General features: G+C 36.1%; 11 protein-coding genes. 8 read left to right on the forward strand and 3 right to left on the reverse strand.

The window, feature by feature from the left end:
- Window positions 1-13 precede the first annotated feature (13 nt).
- Entirely contained in the window at window positions 14-1,333 is a 1,320-nt protein-coding gene (locus tag MYRA21_RS08130; RefSeq protein WP_006257426.1) for a TolC family protein, read from the reverse strand.
- Window positions 1,333-1,935, reverse strand: coding sequence for a TetR/AcrR family transcriptional regulator (locus MYRA21_RS08135; protein WP_006257424.1), 603 nt, complete (start codon window positions 1,933-1,935; stop codon window positions 1,333-1,335). Before MYRA21_RS08135 ends, MYRA21_RS08130 begins: the two co-directional genes overlap by 1 nt.
- Window positions 1,936-3,032: 1,097 nt before the next feature.
- Between MYRA21_RS08135 and MYRA21_RS08140 the strand changes: the two genes are divergently transcribed.
- The 3 genes from MYRA21_RS08140 (at window position 3,033) to MYRA21_RS08150 (ending at window position 5,588) form a co-directional block, all read left to right on the forward strand.
- Window positions 3,033-3,998 carry a hypothetical protein gene (locus MYRA21_RS08140; protein ID WP_230486136.1) on the forward strand — a complete coding sequence of 322 codons (966 nt, stop codon included), beginning with the start codon at window positions 3,033-3,035 and terminating at the stop codon, window positions 3,996-3,998.
- Between the two features lie 255 nt (window positions 3,999-4,253).
- A complete protein-coding gene (locus tag MYRA21_RS08145) occupies window positions 4,254-5,228 on the forward strand; it encodes a polyprenyl synthetase family protein (protein ID WP_006257422.1) in 975 nt (324 codons plus the stop codon).
- 12 nt (window positions 5,229-5,240) lie between these two features.
- Complete coding sequence (locus tag MYRA21_RS08150; RefSeq protein WP_006257421.1) at window positions 5,241-5,588, forward strand: hypothetical protein; 348 nt, start codon at window positions 5,241-5,243, stop codon at window positions 5,586-5,588.
- Between the two features lie 57 nt (window positions 5,589-5,645).
- Here MYRA21_RS08150 and MYRA21_RS08155 read toward each other — a convergent pair whose 3' ends face one another.
- A complete protein-coding gene (locus MYRA21_RS08155) occupies window positions 5,646-6,221 on the reverse strand; it encodes a hypothetical protein (RefSeq protein WP_006257420.1) in 576 nt (191 codons plus the stop codon).
- Window positions 6,222-6,335: 114 nt separating this feature from the next.
- Between MYRA21_RS08155 and MYRA21_RS08160 the strand changes: the two genes are divergently transcribed.
- The 5 genes from MYRA21_RS08160 to MYRA21_RS08180 all read left to right on the forward strand — a co-directional run bounded on the left by MYRA21_RS08160 (window position 6,336) and on the right by MYRA21_RS08180 (window position 14,473).
- Complete coding sequence (locus tag MYRA21_RS08160) at window positions 6,336-9,107, forward strand: 2-oxoglutarate dehydrogenase E1 component (protein WP_006257419.1); 2,772 nt, start codon at window positions 6,336-6,338, stop codon at window positions 9,105-9,107.
- Window positions 9,108-9,157: 50 nt separating this feature from the next.
- Window positions 9,158-10,378 carry a 2-oxoglutarate dehydrogenase complex dihydrolipoyllysine-residue succinyltransferase gene (odhB, locus tag MYRA21_RS08165; protein ID WP_006257418.1) on the forward strand — a complete coding sequence of 407 codons (1,221 nt, stop codon included), beginning with the start codon at window positions 9,158-9,160 and terminating at the stop codon, window positions 10,376-10,378.
- Window positions 10,379-10,766: 388 nt separating this feature from the next.
- Window positions 10,767-11,744: a ribonucleotide-diphosphate reductase subunit beta gene (locus MYRA21_RS08170; RefSeq protein ID WP_006257417.1), complete on the forward strand. Its 978-nt coding sequence runs from the start codon at window positions 10,767-10,769 to the stop codon at window positions 11,742-11,744.
- A 27-nt stretch (window positions 11,745-11,771) separates the two neighbouring features.
- Entirely contained in the window at window positions 11,772-14,165 is a 2,394-nt protein-coding gene (locus MYRA21_RS08175) for a ribonucleoside-diphosphate reductase subunit alpha (RefSeq protein ID WP_006257416.1), read from the forward strand.
- 83 nt (window positions 14,166-14,248) lie between these two features.
- The gene (locus tag MYRA21_RS08180) at window positions 14,249-14,473 is read left to right on the forward strand and encodes a hypothetical protein (RefSeq protein WP_006257415.1); all 225 of its coding nucleotides are present in this window, start codon (window positions 14,249-14,251) and stop codon (window positions 14,471-14,473) included.
- The last annotated feature ends 22 nt before the right edge of the window (window positions 14,474-14,495 follow it).

Consider the following 14,495-nt stretch of genomic DNA (forward strand, 5'->3'; position numbering starts at 1 on the left):
ATTTTTTGTACGATTAATCTAATAATGTCTTTAACTCTCCTTGAGCTTTTATTAATTGGATCTGTGCTAGTTTATAGTCTAGCATAGATGTAGTATAGTTATTCTCTGCCTCCGTATACGCATTCTCAGCATTGAGTAAGTCTGTTAGTGAAGCCAGACCGTGCTTATAGTTATTCTGAATATTAGACAGTATACTTTTGGCTAAACCTACATTATCTTTCTGAATATCTATGGTGATTAGAGCATTCTCTAGGGACTTCTGCGCATTGCTAAAGTCTAGTGATAGTGCCTCTTTCACATCGTGTATTTGTACATCCACTTTCTTTTGTTCGATTTCTACTTGTCTCACCTTAGAGCGTGTAGCGAACCCACTAAACACAGGTATCTTTAGTTGTAAACCTACTGCTGAGGTATTCATCCAATACACTTTATCTGCTGTAGAACCTCCCCATGGTAGTTTGTCTCCAAGCCCTTGATAAGCGAAGTTTCCGAAGGCTGCTAACGAAGGATAATAGTCTGCAACGATAGACTTTCTCTTGTACTCTAGTAGGTCTTTCTGTTTCTCTAATAGGTGTATTTCTGTTCTGTCATCTATTCTATTCTCTGCTAGTATACCACTGTCATCTACTGTGAAAGTCGTGTCTGGCATCGTGATAGGCGTGTTCACATCCATTCCCATAAAGAACTTTAGTGCATTCTCTTGTAAGTCTATCGCATTGACGATCTTCTGTCTAGTAGCTTTGATATTACTCAGACTTACCTTAGTACGGTCTAGGTCTATCTGCGTAGCCAGTCCATTGCTGTGTAGGTTCTCTATGATATCCTTTATTTTCGTAGTACTCTCTATCGTAGTCTCTATCGTCTTCAGCATAGCTTTTGTCTGATATACCTGATAGTATGTACTCGCTACTTTCTCTATAATTTGTTCATCTGTAAGCTCCTTATTGATAATGTAAAATTCTTTAGCAGTGCGTGCCGCTTTAAGCCCCATGAAGACAGCTTGGTTAAACAGTACTTGTGACGCTGTAGCAGTGATACTAGAGTTCCACTTTAGATTAAAAGGAATCATCTGTGTCTGTCCACCCATCGTTAGAGGCATCTCCTGTATCTTCACATTGTTCAGTAAGTTCGCTTCTATATCTATACGAGGTAGTGCATTCGCTCTGACTTCTTCTATCTGATACTGACTGTTCTCGATATCCAGGCTAGCTTGCTTAGCCTCAGCTTTGTGCTGTAAGGCATAGTGTAGTGCATCTTTAAGACTTAAAGGCTCCTGTGCATTTACAATAAAAGTCGCTAATAGTGTAATAAGCGTTATTTTAAAGCTGTTCATTATCTATTCTTCTGGGTTAATTCTTTGTATATTTTTAAGCCTTTATCCGTAGCGATACTGCGTATGTGATACTCTAGGTGTAGTGCATGTATCTCTAGATGACTATAGCCCGAGTCAGGGAAGTAGTCTAGGTCTTCTATCGCCACTAAGGATGCGATGTGAAATCTAGCTACATAGTCTATGTCTATCTCAGAACGATATACTCCTTCTTTGATCCCTTTTTCAAGGTTCTGTTCTATAAGGCGTACATATTTTTTCTCATGAAATACCTTTTGCTTTTGCGCTAGTTTAGGATAATACTTCGTCAGCTGATAGAAGCAAGCAGAAGAGTCTATTAAGAAGGTCTCATTGATGTCATCATGTGCAGCTAGTATTTCTGGGATAGCTTCTTTACCCTCTTTTAGCGTCTGCTCTATTGTGTTTAGAAACTTAGCATTTATACTCGCCAGTGCTTTTTCTATTAATTCTGGTTTAGAAGCATAGTGTTGGTAGATTGTTTTTTTAGAGATACTTAATTCTGCTGCGATATCATCCATAGTCACTGTTTTAAAACCTTGACTAAGAAACATTTGGGTTGCTTTTTCTAATATTTGGGTTTCCATGTTCTTAATTATTTGTAGGGCAAATATAGTTTGGAAACGTTAATAATAAATTCGTTTCCATGCTAATTAAGGAAACTTTAACACGTGTGTTGGTTTTTTAAATTTTGTAAAATATTGTATATGAGTGTTTAATGTTGTTTTTTAGAGAAAACTTTTTGGTATAAAAAAGTTTCTAAACAAAATGAAGACTAGATTATAACGATCATATTTACGAACAATATCGTCTTACTTAGAAGATATACTCATCTTTAGAGGTACTGCAATGCTATCTACTACTGAAACCTTTGTTAGTACTGCGTCGCGTTTGATTTTTGAGCACTGTTCGCATAGTTATCGGATACTTATCGCATAGTGGTCACATAATTAAGGCTGTTTTTTATGCGATCATTATGTTATCAAATTACGAGTGTGATAGTAACAAGGCATTTGAGATTGGAGTAGGGCGAAAGGAATATTTGTGATAACAGGGACACTAAAATGACCATCGCTATAGGGAGGTAACTAATGTAGTAGCGAGTGTTTGGTTGGTTAGTATGAGATGATTCGGGTGTGAGATGAATATAGTTCGGTAAATAACCTTTTACCCCTAGTAAATACTGCATATTACCGAACACTATCCGAAGGATATGAGAGTTAATATATGTTGTGTTTTGAGTATTAGTGAGTTGTGATTATATGTGCTAGTCATAGTAGGGCAATACATCCATAAGTAGGCATTATCACCATAATAGACTATTATGGAGATTTATAGTTTGCGAGTTAAGTATTTACAACTTGATTAGTTATTTTTTACTGATGAATTTTAGAAATTAGGATTCGATTAGGGTTAGGGTTGAAACTTGAAAAATAAGCTTAATTAAAAAGACTTAGTTATTTATAACTAAGTCTTTTAGTGTCATGTCAGGTTGTAAATGACAGAGTTCCAAAGTTTAGAATTGCACTTAAATAGATAAGATAGAATAAAAATGATATTGCTTTTTGTTAATTAGGGAGTGATTAATTTGTTTAAATATTAATTAAATATAATAAAGTGTTGTATTTTAGGGTTATATAAATAAATGTAGAGGTGCTACTAAATTATTGAATAGGATATAGATATGTATAGAGTTTTATTAATAAACATGATCTCATTAGTACTGCTGTTTAGTAGCTGTAAGGATGATGAAGAGCAGGTGGTTATTGATACCTCTATAGAGGAGGTCATGATGGAGAGTATTGAGGCTATGGATGAGACTAACTTTGGTTGGGAGTTAATAGAGTTAACTACAGAAGAGAAGAAAGCTAGATTAAGTGCACTCTACGCAGGACAAGAGGTGGAGGTGATTACAGATAGTATATTAGGTGTGATTACTAGATTTAAGAAACAAATGATAGATTTAAATCAAGTATTGGGTGTGCCTGATAGACGCTATTTTTTTGATAATCCTGAATTGTTACCAGTATTGATTCCTCATAAAATTAATTATGTCGATGGTACTTCTGGTGAGGCGGCAGGAATCTATGTAACTACAAAACGTATTAGTAGTGAAGAACGCCAAAGAGATAATGTACTGACAGATCTAGATAAAGAAAGAATAACCCAACTAGAATTGAAAGTATGGGAAGTATATGATGAGTCTGTGAATGTATTCGGGTATCTCGTAGAAAGACCTATACGTTCTATTGTCTATAATGGTACGATAGATATGCTAAAGCACAATACGTATGAGATTAGTGGTAAGGAGCCATTAATAAAGACAGAGATAGGTGAAGTAAAGTTACTGAAAGCAGATGAGAATGAAGTGACGCTAGACTTGCCTTATAACAGCGATTATTATGTGGTAGTCTATGGAATATCTGAAGAGAATAAGATCATAAGAGATATCTCTAGAACTGGAGAAACTAAGAATATAAAAAAAGGAATACCTCATAAAGGGAGGGATCAGGTGTATATTGCATTTGCTCATCCGATAGAGAAGCTTATGATCAGGGTGTATAAACGTGCTGAGGTTACCTCACTCCCTTTTAGCTTTGAGCATCGTATAGCGCCTGATGAGGAAGAAAGACTGATGACCGATAACTAGGCATTAGTCTATATAATTGTGATGTTCTGTACTAAAGTTAGGTATATAGGTGTACTGCTGCTAGAAGGAGATAAGAGGATTAAATAGCATAATCAACATATATTAAGAATACAATTGCCATCCTGTATAGTGAAATAAGAAGGAGGTAGACAGAATGATATTTATACGTAAGCATTAGTGATAACCGTTTAAAAAAGGCATATAGATGATTATCTTCGAAAAAAACACGTATTTTTACACAAAATAATTTAAGTAATGCAATCAATAGTTAAGTATAAAGAGCAGATTTCTGAATTTATAGATTCAATTTCTTTATCAGGTACTCCAAAGGAACTTTACGAACCGATATCATATATATTATCATTAGGGGGAAAACAAATTCGACCAGTATTGACTTTAATGGCAGCTGATGTTTTTGGTATTGATCCTAAGAAAGCCATTCACGCAGCTACGGCTATCGAATTATTTCACAACTTCTCTTTAATGCATGATGATATCATGGATGATGCTCCACTGAGAAGAGGGCATCAGACGGTACATGAGAAGTGGAATACCAATACGGCTATCTTGTCAGGGGATGCGATGTTGATATTAGCATATCAGTACTTTGAAAACTATGAGAGCGATACGTTCCGTGATTTAGCGAAACTATTTAGTAAAACGGCTATTGAAGTATGTGAAGGACAGCAATGGGACATCTGTTTCGAGAATAGAAATGATGTGAGTATTCCAGAGTATATTCAGATGATTAAGTTTAAAACTGCAGTACTAGTAGGAGCAGCCTTAAAGATGGGAGCTATCGTAGCACGTAGTAGCCAGAAGAATGCTGAGGATATCTATGACTTTGGTATTAACTTAGGGATTGCGTTCCAGTTACAAGATGATTATCTTGACGCATTCGGTGATGCAGCTACATTTGGTAAACAAGTGGGAGGTGATATCTTAGAAAACAAAAAGACATTCTTATATCTAAAAGGAGTAATGAATGCAAATGAATCACAACGTGAGGAACTAGTAAACTATTTCTCTAGTACAGAACAGAATGCAGAGGAGAAAGTAACTCGTGTGAAAGAGTTGTTTATAGAGACGGGGTCTGCGAGTGATTCTAAAAATTTGATTGAGGAGTACACGATTAAAGCATTAGCTATCTTAGACCAAATGGATATTGCGGAAGATAAAAAACAGCAATTGAGAACATTTAGTCATGAACTAATGGATAGAAGAGTATAAACAGACTAGGTCATGATAGAAGAGGCTGTACTGTATATAGAACAGAAGGTAGGTGAGTATAATCTACTGGGAGAATTAGTAAAGCAAGTCGAGAAAGACTTCCGTATGACTGTGGATCCTTCTATAGAGATAGTGGCAGATACCCCTTCTAAGTTAGTCTATGAAGTTTACAATCAGTTGCATAAAATAGTCACACAGACTTCAGTGTCTAAGTTCTCTAGTCTACTGTATAGAATAGATATCGCTGAGGCAGATATCAAGGCTATTAAGAGTGTAGATATAGAGGATTACTTAAAGCAAGTGACTTTTCTAATCCTAAAACGAGAATATCAAAAGGTGTATATACGAAGTACACTGTAAGTATAAAACAGAAGAAGTACCTCATAAGGGTACTTCTTCTGTTTTATACTATAATGGTTAGAAGTAAAATCTAACGAAAGGCATATAGGCACTTCCATACACCATGTCTTTTTCTTTATATAGGACATTGTATCGAACACCGATTGTAACAGGTCCGTTACTGTATCCAATACCTAAGAATAAAGCAGTGTTCCAGAAGTTGTCATCTAGTTTTTCTCCTGTGTGATACTTATAGGTGTTGTTTACTCTTAGTTGTTCTAATTCTGCCGAAAGTTGTATTTCAGGTATAGGATTTGACAGTGCGATTATACTACCTCCGTATAACCAAGAGTTGTATTCTTTAACACTACTGTTGTAGTAGCTTCTGTTTTTACTACTGATATAGCTTCCTTGTAGTCCTACACCTGCTGCAAAATAAGGGTTAACCTGGTATAATGCACTCGGAGCAACCATCACATCAGTGTAACCACTTCCGAAGCCAACTCCAAGGCCTCCACCAAATTTCCACCTTTTATTAAAATCATAATTTTTGGAGCTATTTCCTTGATCTTGTGCAAGAATGGAAAAAGAGCCACCTAAAAAAAATGATATTGATAAAAAAAACAGTAAATAGTTGATGTTAAATCTTTTCATTTCAATTTTATAAAATAATTATAAGATAAAAATAAGCAAAAGTTTATAGTTTTGTCATAAAGAGTTGTATTTTTGTAGATATAATATTTAAACAAAAGGTCTTTAGACGAAATTATGGATAGATATTCCTTTTTAAATGCGGCACACACTGCATTTTTTGCAGATTTATATGATCAATATTTAGAAAGCCCAGATAGCGTAGAGCCAAGCTGGAGAGCTTTCTTTCAGGGATTTGACTTTGCAAATGAATACAATGGTGGGCCTGTTGAGCAATTATCACAAGCTTATACGTCAAGTAATAGTGTTGGTGTAGATAGTTCAGCGCAGTTAGGGCAACTTCAAAAGGAGTTTGCTGTATTAAAATTAATTGACGCTTACAGAACTTATGGGCATTTATTGACTAAAACAAACCCATTAAGAGACAGAAAAGTAGAGCATCCAGATTTGAGTTTAGAGAAGTTTGGTCTTTCTCAAGCAGATTTGAATGTTAATTTTGAGGCTGCAAAAACAATACAACTACCAACTACTACATTGGGACAAATCATTGCCCAATTAGAGAAAATTTACTGTACTACATTAGGTATTGAGTACAAGTACATCACTGATGAAGCTGCTGTACAATGGATTCAAAATCACTATGAGGCTACAGAGGCAAAATTTGATAGTGAAGAGAAGAAAGAAATTCTGCACAAGTTAATTGAAGCAGTTTCTTTTGAGAACTTCCTAAACACAAAATACGTTGGACAAAAACGTTTCTCACTAGAAGGTCTAGAAGCTGCAATACCAGCGATGGACTTTATGATGGACGCTGCTGCTGAAAAAGGAGTAGAGGAGATCGTAGTAGGGATGGCACACCGTGGACGTCTTAATGTATTAGCTAACGTATTCCACAAACCTGCACAAGATATCTTTGCTGAATTTGACGGTAAAGATTATGATGCTGTTGAAGGTTTTGACGGAGACGTTAAGTATCACTTAGGTCTTACATCTACACGTAAGACTCGTTCTGGAAAAGAGATCCATGTTAACTTAACTCCTAACCCTTCTCACTTAGAGACTGTAGGGGCAGTTATCGAAGGTATCGCTAGAGCGAAACAAGATACTATCTTTGTAAACGAACCATCTAAAGTTTTACCTATCGCTCTTCACGGAGATGCTGCAATCGCTGGACAAGGAATTGTTTATGAAATTGTACAGATGGCTAAACTTAGAGGGTATAAGACAGAAGGTACAATTCACATTGTATTAAACAACCAAGTTGGTTTTACAACTAACTATTCTGATGGTCGTTCTTCTACTTATTCTACAGATGTTGCTAAAGTAACTCAATCTCCTGTATTACACGTTAACGCTGACGATACTGAAGCTGCAGTAAGAGCATTCTTATTCGCTTTAGATTACCGTATGCATTTTGGTACAGATGTATTTATTGACTTAGTTGGATACCGTAAATACGGACACAACGAGGGAGATGAACCAAAGTTCACTCAACCAATCTTGTACAAGTTAATCTCTAAACACCCTAACTCTCGTAATATCTATAACGCTAGATTATTAGAGGATAAAGTGGTAGATGATGCTTTCGTTAAATCTTTAGAGAAACAATATAAAGATGCTTTAGAACAAGAGTTAAGCACTTCTCGTGAAAAAGAATTTGCTAAGGTTAGAACATTTATGGAAGAGAACTGGGATGGATTCCACATCGCAGGTCGTGACAAAATGGTAGCTGACTACGACACTAAAGTTTCTAAAGAGAAATTAACTGCAATTGCTGAAGTAATTACTGCATTGCCTGGTGATAAAAAATTCATCAATAAGGTGACAAGACTTATCGGAGATAGAAAAGCTATGTTCTTCGAGAAAGATGCTTTAGACTGGGCTATGGGTGAGTTATTAGCGTATGGTACATTATTGACAGATGGATACGATGTGCGTATGTCAGGTCAAGATGTAGAGCGTGGTACATTCTCTCACAGACATGCTGTAGTGAAAACAGAAGATACAGAAGAGTCAATCATTTTATTAAACCAATTAAAAGAGCAAAATGGTCAAATGAGAATATTCAACTCTCTATTGGCTGAGTACGCTGTTTTAGGTTTTGAGTATGGTTATGCATTGACTAATCCTAATACATTAACTATCTGGGAAGCACAGTTCGGGGATTTCTCTAACGGAGCTCAGATTATGATGGATCAATATATCTCTGCTGCTGAAGATAAATGGAGCAACCAGAACGGTATCGTGATGTTATTACCTCACGGATATGAAAATCAAGGTGCTGAACACTCTTCTGCTAGATTAGAGCGTTACTTACAGTTATGTGCTGAAAGTAATATGTTCGTAACGAATGTAACTACTCCAGCTAACTTCTTCCACTTAATGAGAAGACAAATGATCACTGACTTTAGAAAGCCATTAATCAATATGTCTCCTAAGAGTTTATTAAGACACCCAGCTGCGGTATCTTCTATCAGTGACTTTACAGATGGTAAATTCCAATACGTGATAGACGATGCTAATGTAAATGCTGCAGATGTAAAATCAGTAGTATTGTGTAGTGGTAAGTTCTACTACGACTTAGTAGCTAAGCGTGAAGAATTAGGTAGAAAGGATATTGCATTTGTTCGTATCGAACAATTATTCCCATTACCAATCGAGCAAATTGCTGAGGTATTAGCGAAGTATACTAATGCAGACGACTTCGTATGGGGTCAAGAAGAGCCACGTAACATGGGTGCTTATGGGCATATGTTAATGAACTTTGACTTGAAACCATTGCGTTATGCAGGTAACCAAGCATTTAGTGCACCAGCTTCAGGAAGTTCTGTACGTTCTAAAAAACGTTATGCAGAAGCTATCGCTAAAGTGTTCGACAAGAATTTATAATAGAAAAAAACGTATTTTTACATAACAATATTTAATTAAAGCATATACAGATGAGCATCTTAGAAATGAAAGTTCCTTCGCCAGGTGAATCAATTACTGAAGTTGAAATCGCTACATGGTTAGTAAAAGATGGAGATTACGTTGAAAAAGACCAAGCTATTGCTGAAGTAGATTCAGATAAAGCAACTTTAGAATTACCAGCTGAAGAAAGTGGTATTATCACTTTAAAAGCAGAAGAAGGTGACGCTGTTGCTGTAGGGCAAGTAGTTTGTTTAATCGATATGAGTGCTGCAAAACCTGCAGGAGGTGCTTCTACAGAAGCTAAACCAGCTCAAGAGGCTCCTAAAGCAGAAGCTCCTAAAGCTGAACCTGTGCAAGCTGCAGCTACTACTTATGCTACTGGAAGTGCATCTCCAGCTGCTAAGAAAATTTTAGATGAGAAAAGCATCAATCCTGCTACTGTAACTGGTACTGGTAAAGATGGTAGAATCACTAAAGAAGATGCAGTAAACGCAAAAGCTTCTATGGGTACACCAACTGGAGGACCTAGAGGAGAAGAGCGTAAAAAAATGTCTATGTTACGTCGTAAAGTAGCTGAGCGTCTAGTGGAAGCTAAAAACACGACTGCTATGTTAACTACTTTCAACGAAGTTAACTTAACTAACGTAAACAAATTAAGAGCTGAGTATAAAGATGCTTTCAAAGCTAAGCATGGTGTAGGATTAGGATTTATGTCTTTCTTCACTAAAGCGGTTACTCGTGCATTAGAATTATATCCAGACGTGAACTCTATGATCGATGGTCAAGACCAAATCAAGTTTGACTTCGCTGATATCTCTATCGCTGTATCAGGACCTAAAGGTCTAATGGTGCCAGTAGTGAGAAATGCTGAGTTATTATCTTTCCGTGGTGTTGAGGCTGAAATCAAGCGTTTAGCTATCAGAGCTCGTGATGGACAAATCACTGTAGATGAGATGACAGGTGGTACATTCACTATTACTAATGGTGGTGTATTCGGATCTATGTTATCTACTCCAATTATCAACCCTCCACAGTCTGCTATCTTAGGTATGCACAATATCATTGAGCGTCCTATCGCTGTAGATGGAAAAGTTGAGATTCACCCAATGATGTATGTGGCGTTATCTTATGACCACAGAATCATCGACGGACGTGAGTCAGTAGGTTTCTTAGTAGCTATTAAAGAGGCTTTAGAGAACCCAACTGAATTATTATTAGGTAATAATCCTAAAAAAGCTTTCGAACTTTAGTAGTTAGAAACTTTTGAAATATATGAAACGGCAACTATAAATAGTTGCCGTTTTTTTATATTATATTTTTAGATAGTATGACTTTTTGTGCAAAATACTTAATCTACATTTTACAGTAAGTAATGTATGAATTAACTAAGTGGATTAGGTCTCTCATCCCTTAATGGTAGTAGGGTGAGGCTGTTTGGTGTAGTAATATTTTTTTTGTAAGATGTTGTAAATTAGTTATTTGTGTAAGTTGTTGATTGTTAGTCATTGTTAATAACTTGTACCATTTGTGAATAACTAGGTTGTACACTAATTTTTTATAGAGCAAAAAAAACATCATATTTGTAAAAGAGAGGGAGAATTCTCTCGTGATATTTTAATCTTTTATATTCAATATAGTATGGCTGTTCAAGAACCAATTTTAACTGAAAACAAAAATAGATTCGTAATATTTCCTATCAAACATCATGATATTTGGGATTGGTATAAGAAGATGGAAGCTAGCTTTTGGACAGCAGAAGAGATTGATTTGCATCAAGATTTATCTGATTGGAACAATAAGCTAAATGAAGATGAACGTTATTTTATCAAACATATTCTTGCTTTCTTCGCCGCATCTGATGGTATAGTGAATGAAAACTTAGCAGAGAACTTCGTGAATGAGGTACAATACGCTGAGGCAAAGTTCTTCTATGGATTCCAGATTATGATGGAGAATATTCACAGTGAGACTTATTCTCTGCTTATCGATACATATGTGAAGAATGAGGAAGAAAAAGATAGATTATTCAGAGCTATAGAGGTATTCCCTGCTATTATGAAAAAAGCAGAATGGGCGCTGAAGTGGATAGAGTCTGATTCGTTTGCAGAGCGTTTAATCGCCTTTGCAGCTGTAGAAGGTATCTTCTTCTCAGGAGCGTTCTGTTCTATCTTCTGGTTGAAGAAAAGAGGGCTTATGCCAGGTCTTACTTTTTCAAATGAATTAATATCTAGAGATGAGGGAGTACACTGTGACTTCGCAGTACACTTACATAATCACCACTTGATTAATAAAGTTCCTAAAGAACGTATTAGAGAGATCTTAGTAGATGCTTTAAATATAGAAAGAGAGTTTATTACAGAGTCTCTACCTGTTAGTTTGATTGGTATGAACTCTACGTTGATGACGCAATATTTAGAGTTTGTAACGGATAGATTATTAGTGGAGTTAGGTTGTGCAAAAGAATATAATGTAGGTAATCCTTTTGACTTTATGGATATGATCTCTCTACAGGGTAAGACAAACTTCTTCGAAAAACGAGTGTCTGAATACCAAAAAGCAGGGGTGATTTCTAAAGAAGAAGGAGGTAATAAGATTAGCTTCGACGCAGATTTTTAATTGTTAACTTAAAAAGGAAAAGAGTAGATGTACGTAATAAAAAGAGACGGAAGAAGAGAGCCTGTAAGTTTTGACAAGATTACAGACCGAATTAGAATACTGTGTTATGAATTAAATGAGTTCGTAGATCCTGTAAAGGTAGCGATGAGAGTTATCGAAGGATTATACGATGGAGTAGCTACTTCTGAATTAGATAATCTGGCAGCAGAGACAGCAGCTTCTATGACTGTAACACATCCTGACTATGCGCTGTTAGCAGCTAGAATAGCAGTATCTAATTTGCATAAGAATACAAAAAAAGTCTTCTCAGAAACGGTAGAAGATTTATATAGATATGTCAATCCTCGTACAGGACAGGAAGCTCCACTTATCGCTGACGATGTGTATGAGGTAATTAAAAAGCACGGTGAGAGATTAGATTCTACTATTATCTATCAACGTGATTTTAACTATGATTACTTTGGGTTTAAGACACTAGAGCGTTCTTATTTATTAAAGCTTAATGGTAAGATAGTAGAGCGTCCCCAGCATATGCTAATGCGAGTAGCTGTTGGGATACACTTAGATGATATTGATTCTGTTATAGAAACATACGAATTGATGTCTAAGAAGTATTTTACACATGCTACGCCAACGTTATTTAATTCAGGAACACCTAAGCCTCAGATGTCATCTTGTTTCTTATTAACAATGAAAGATGATAGTATTGAGGGAATATATGATACCTTAAAACAAACTGCTAAGATTTCTCAATCGGCTGGAGGTATAGGTCTATCTATTCACAATGTACGTGCGACAGGATCTTATATCAGAGGGACGAATGGTACTTCTAATGGTATCGTGCCTATGCTACGTGTGTATAATGATACGGCTAGATATGTAGACCAAGGTGGTGGTAAGCGCAAAGGTAGTTTTGCTATTTACCTAGAGCCATGGCATGCAGATGTATTTGACTTTATCGAATTGAGAAAAAACCACGGTAAAGAAGAAATGCGTGCACGTGATTTGTTTCTTGCTCTATGGATCAATGATCTATTCATGCAACGTGTGGAGGCTGATGAGAAATGGACTCTAATGTGTCCTAATGAGTGCCCTGGCCTTTGTGATGTGTATGGAGAGGAGTTCGAACAACTTTATCTGAAGTATGAGAATGAAGGTAAAGGTAGACGTACAATCAAGGCACGTGAGTTATGGGAAGCTGTTCTAGAGGCTCAGATAGAGACAGGAACACCTTATATGCTTTATAAAGATGCGGCTAATGCGAAGTCAAATCAGAAGAATCTAGGTGTGATTAGATCATCTAATTTATGTACTGAGATTATGGAGTACACTTCTCCAGATGAAGTAGCGGTATGTAATCTAGCGTCTATCTCATTGCCAATGTTCGTAGAAGATGGTCAATTTAATCATCAGTTCTTATTTGATGTAACGAAGCGTATTACACGTAACTTAAATAGAGTTATTGATAGAAACTATTATCCTGTAGAAGAGGCGTATAATTCTAATATGCGTCATAGACCTGTGGGATTAGGAGTACAAGGATTAGCAGATGCATTTATCATGATGAGAATGCCGTTCACTAGTCCAGAAGCAAAGCAATTAAACCAAGAGATATTCGAAACGATATACTTTGCAGCTTTAACTGCTTCTATGGAAATGGCTAAAGAGGAAGGAGCATATTCTACGTTTGAGGGATCACCTATTTCTAAAGGAGAGTTCCAATACAATATGTGGGGTGTGAAAGATGAAGAATTAAGTGGAAGATGGGATTGGGCTTCTTTGAGAAAAGAAGTAATGGCTAGTGGAGTGAGAAACTCTTTATTATTAGCGCCTATGCCTACAGCATCTACTTCTCAAATCTTAGGAAATAATGAGGCATTCGAACCTTATACATCGAATATCTATACTAGACGTGTGTTATCAGGAGAGTTTATTGTTGTAAATAAACATTTATTGAAAGACCTTGTAGAGTTAGGTCTTTGGAATGAAGATTTAAAACAAGAGATCATGCGTGCGAATGGTTCTATCCAACATATTGATTTTATACCTGCTGATATTAGAGAATTGTATAAAACAGTATGGGAACTTAGTATGAAAGATATCATTGATATGTCACGTCAACGTGGATATTTCATTGACCAGTCTCAATCTTTAAACTTGTTTATGGAAGGAGCGAACTATGCTAAGTTAACCTCTATGCATTTCTATGCGTGGAAGTCAGGGTTAAAGACAGGAATGTATTACTTGCGTACGAAGTCTGCTGTAGATGCGATTAAGTTTACTTTAAATAACGAGAAGAAAACTAATCCAAATGCTATAGAAGAAGTAGAGCAGGTGTCTGTAGAAGACTATCAAGCGATGTTACAGCGTGCTAGAATGGCTGCTAATAATGATGAAGATTGTGAAATGTGTGGTTCTTAAAGAACATACTTTATTGATATTAAAAGGTAGTTCTCTGAGCTACCTTTTTTGTTGTATCTTTGTACCATTAACAGTTATATACTATGTCTAAAGAAACTAAAAAAGGTATTTTTAAAGGAGCGATAGAGAAAGATGCTAAAGGAAATTATTTCTGTGGGCCTTATTTATTAGATTACCAATATACAGAAGCAAACTTCAAAGTAGGTGATGTGATTAGCATTAAGAAAGCTATTGCTAACCCTAGTAATATGAGTAGAGAAGACTACCCAATGAAGTCAATGAAGTTCTTCTTAGCAGGTGAAGAATAAGATTATAGAGACGGAGTTATAC

Source organism: Myroides sp. A21 (assembly GCF_000807225.1).
In the GTDB taxonomy this organism is placed as follows: domain Bacteria; phylum Bacteroidota; class Bacteroidia; order Flavobacteriales; family Flavobacteriaceae; genus Flavobacterium; species Flavobacterium odoratimimum.

What these genes read in the sequence shown, in the direction of transcription:
- MYRA21_RS08145 (WP_006257422.1), top strand. Translation starts at nt 4,254, where the DNA reads ATGCAATCAATAGTTAAGTATAAAGAGCAGATTTCTGAATTTATAGAT.
- MYRA21_RS08130 (WP_006257426.1), bottom strand. Translation starts at nt 1,333, where the DNA reads ATGAACAGCTTTAAAATAACGCTTATTACACTATTAGCGACTTTTATT.
- MYRA21_RS08160 (WP_006257419.1), top strand. Translation starts at nt 6,336, where the DNA reads ATGGATAGATATTCCTTTTTAAATGCGGCACACACTGCATTTTTTGCA.
- MYRA21_RS08135 (WP_006257424.1), bottom strand. Translation starts at nt 1,935, where the DNA reads ATGGAAACCCAAATATTAGAAAAAGCAACCCAAATGTTTCTTAGTCAA.
- MYRA21_RS08150 (WP_006257421.1), top strand. Translation starts at nt 5,241, where the DNA reads ATGATAGAAGAGGCTGTACTGTATATAGAACAGAAGGTAGGTGAGTAT.
- MYRA21_RS08175 (WP_006257416.1), top strand. Translation starts at nt 11,772, where the DNA reads ATGTACGTAATAAAAAGAGACGGAAGAAGAGAGCCTGTAAGTTTTGAC.
- MYRA21_RS08180 (WP_006257415.1), top strand. Translation starts at nt 14,249, where the DNA reads ATGTCTAAAGAAACTAAAAAAGGTATTTTTAAAGGAGCGATAGAGAAA.
- MYRA21_RS08155 (WP_006257420.1), bottom strand. Translation starts at nt 6,221, where the DNA reads ATGAAAAGATTTAACATCAACTATTTACTGTTTTTTTTATCAATATCA.
- odhB (WP_006257418.1), top strand. Translation starts at nt 9,158, where the DNA reads ATGAGCATCTTAGAAATGAAAGTTCCTTCGCCAGGTGAATCAATTACT.
- MYRA21_RS08140 (WP_230486136.1), top strand. Translation starts at nt 3,033, where the DNA reads ATGTATAGAGTTTTATTAATAAACATGATCTCATTAGTACTGCTGTTT.
- MYRA21_RS08170 (WP_006257417.1), top strand. Translation starts at nt 10,767, where the DNA reads ATGGCTGTTCAAGAACCAATTTTAACTGAAAACAAAAATAGATTCGTA.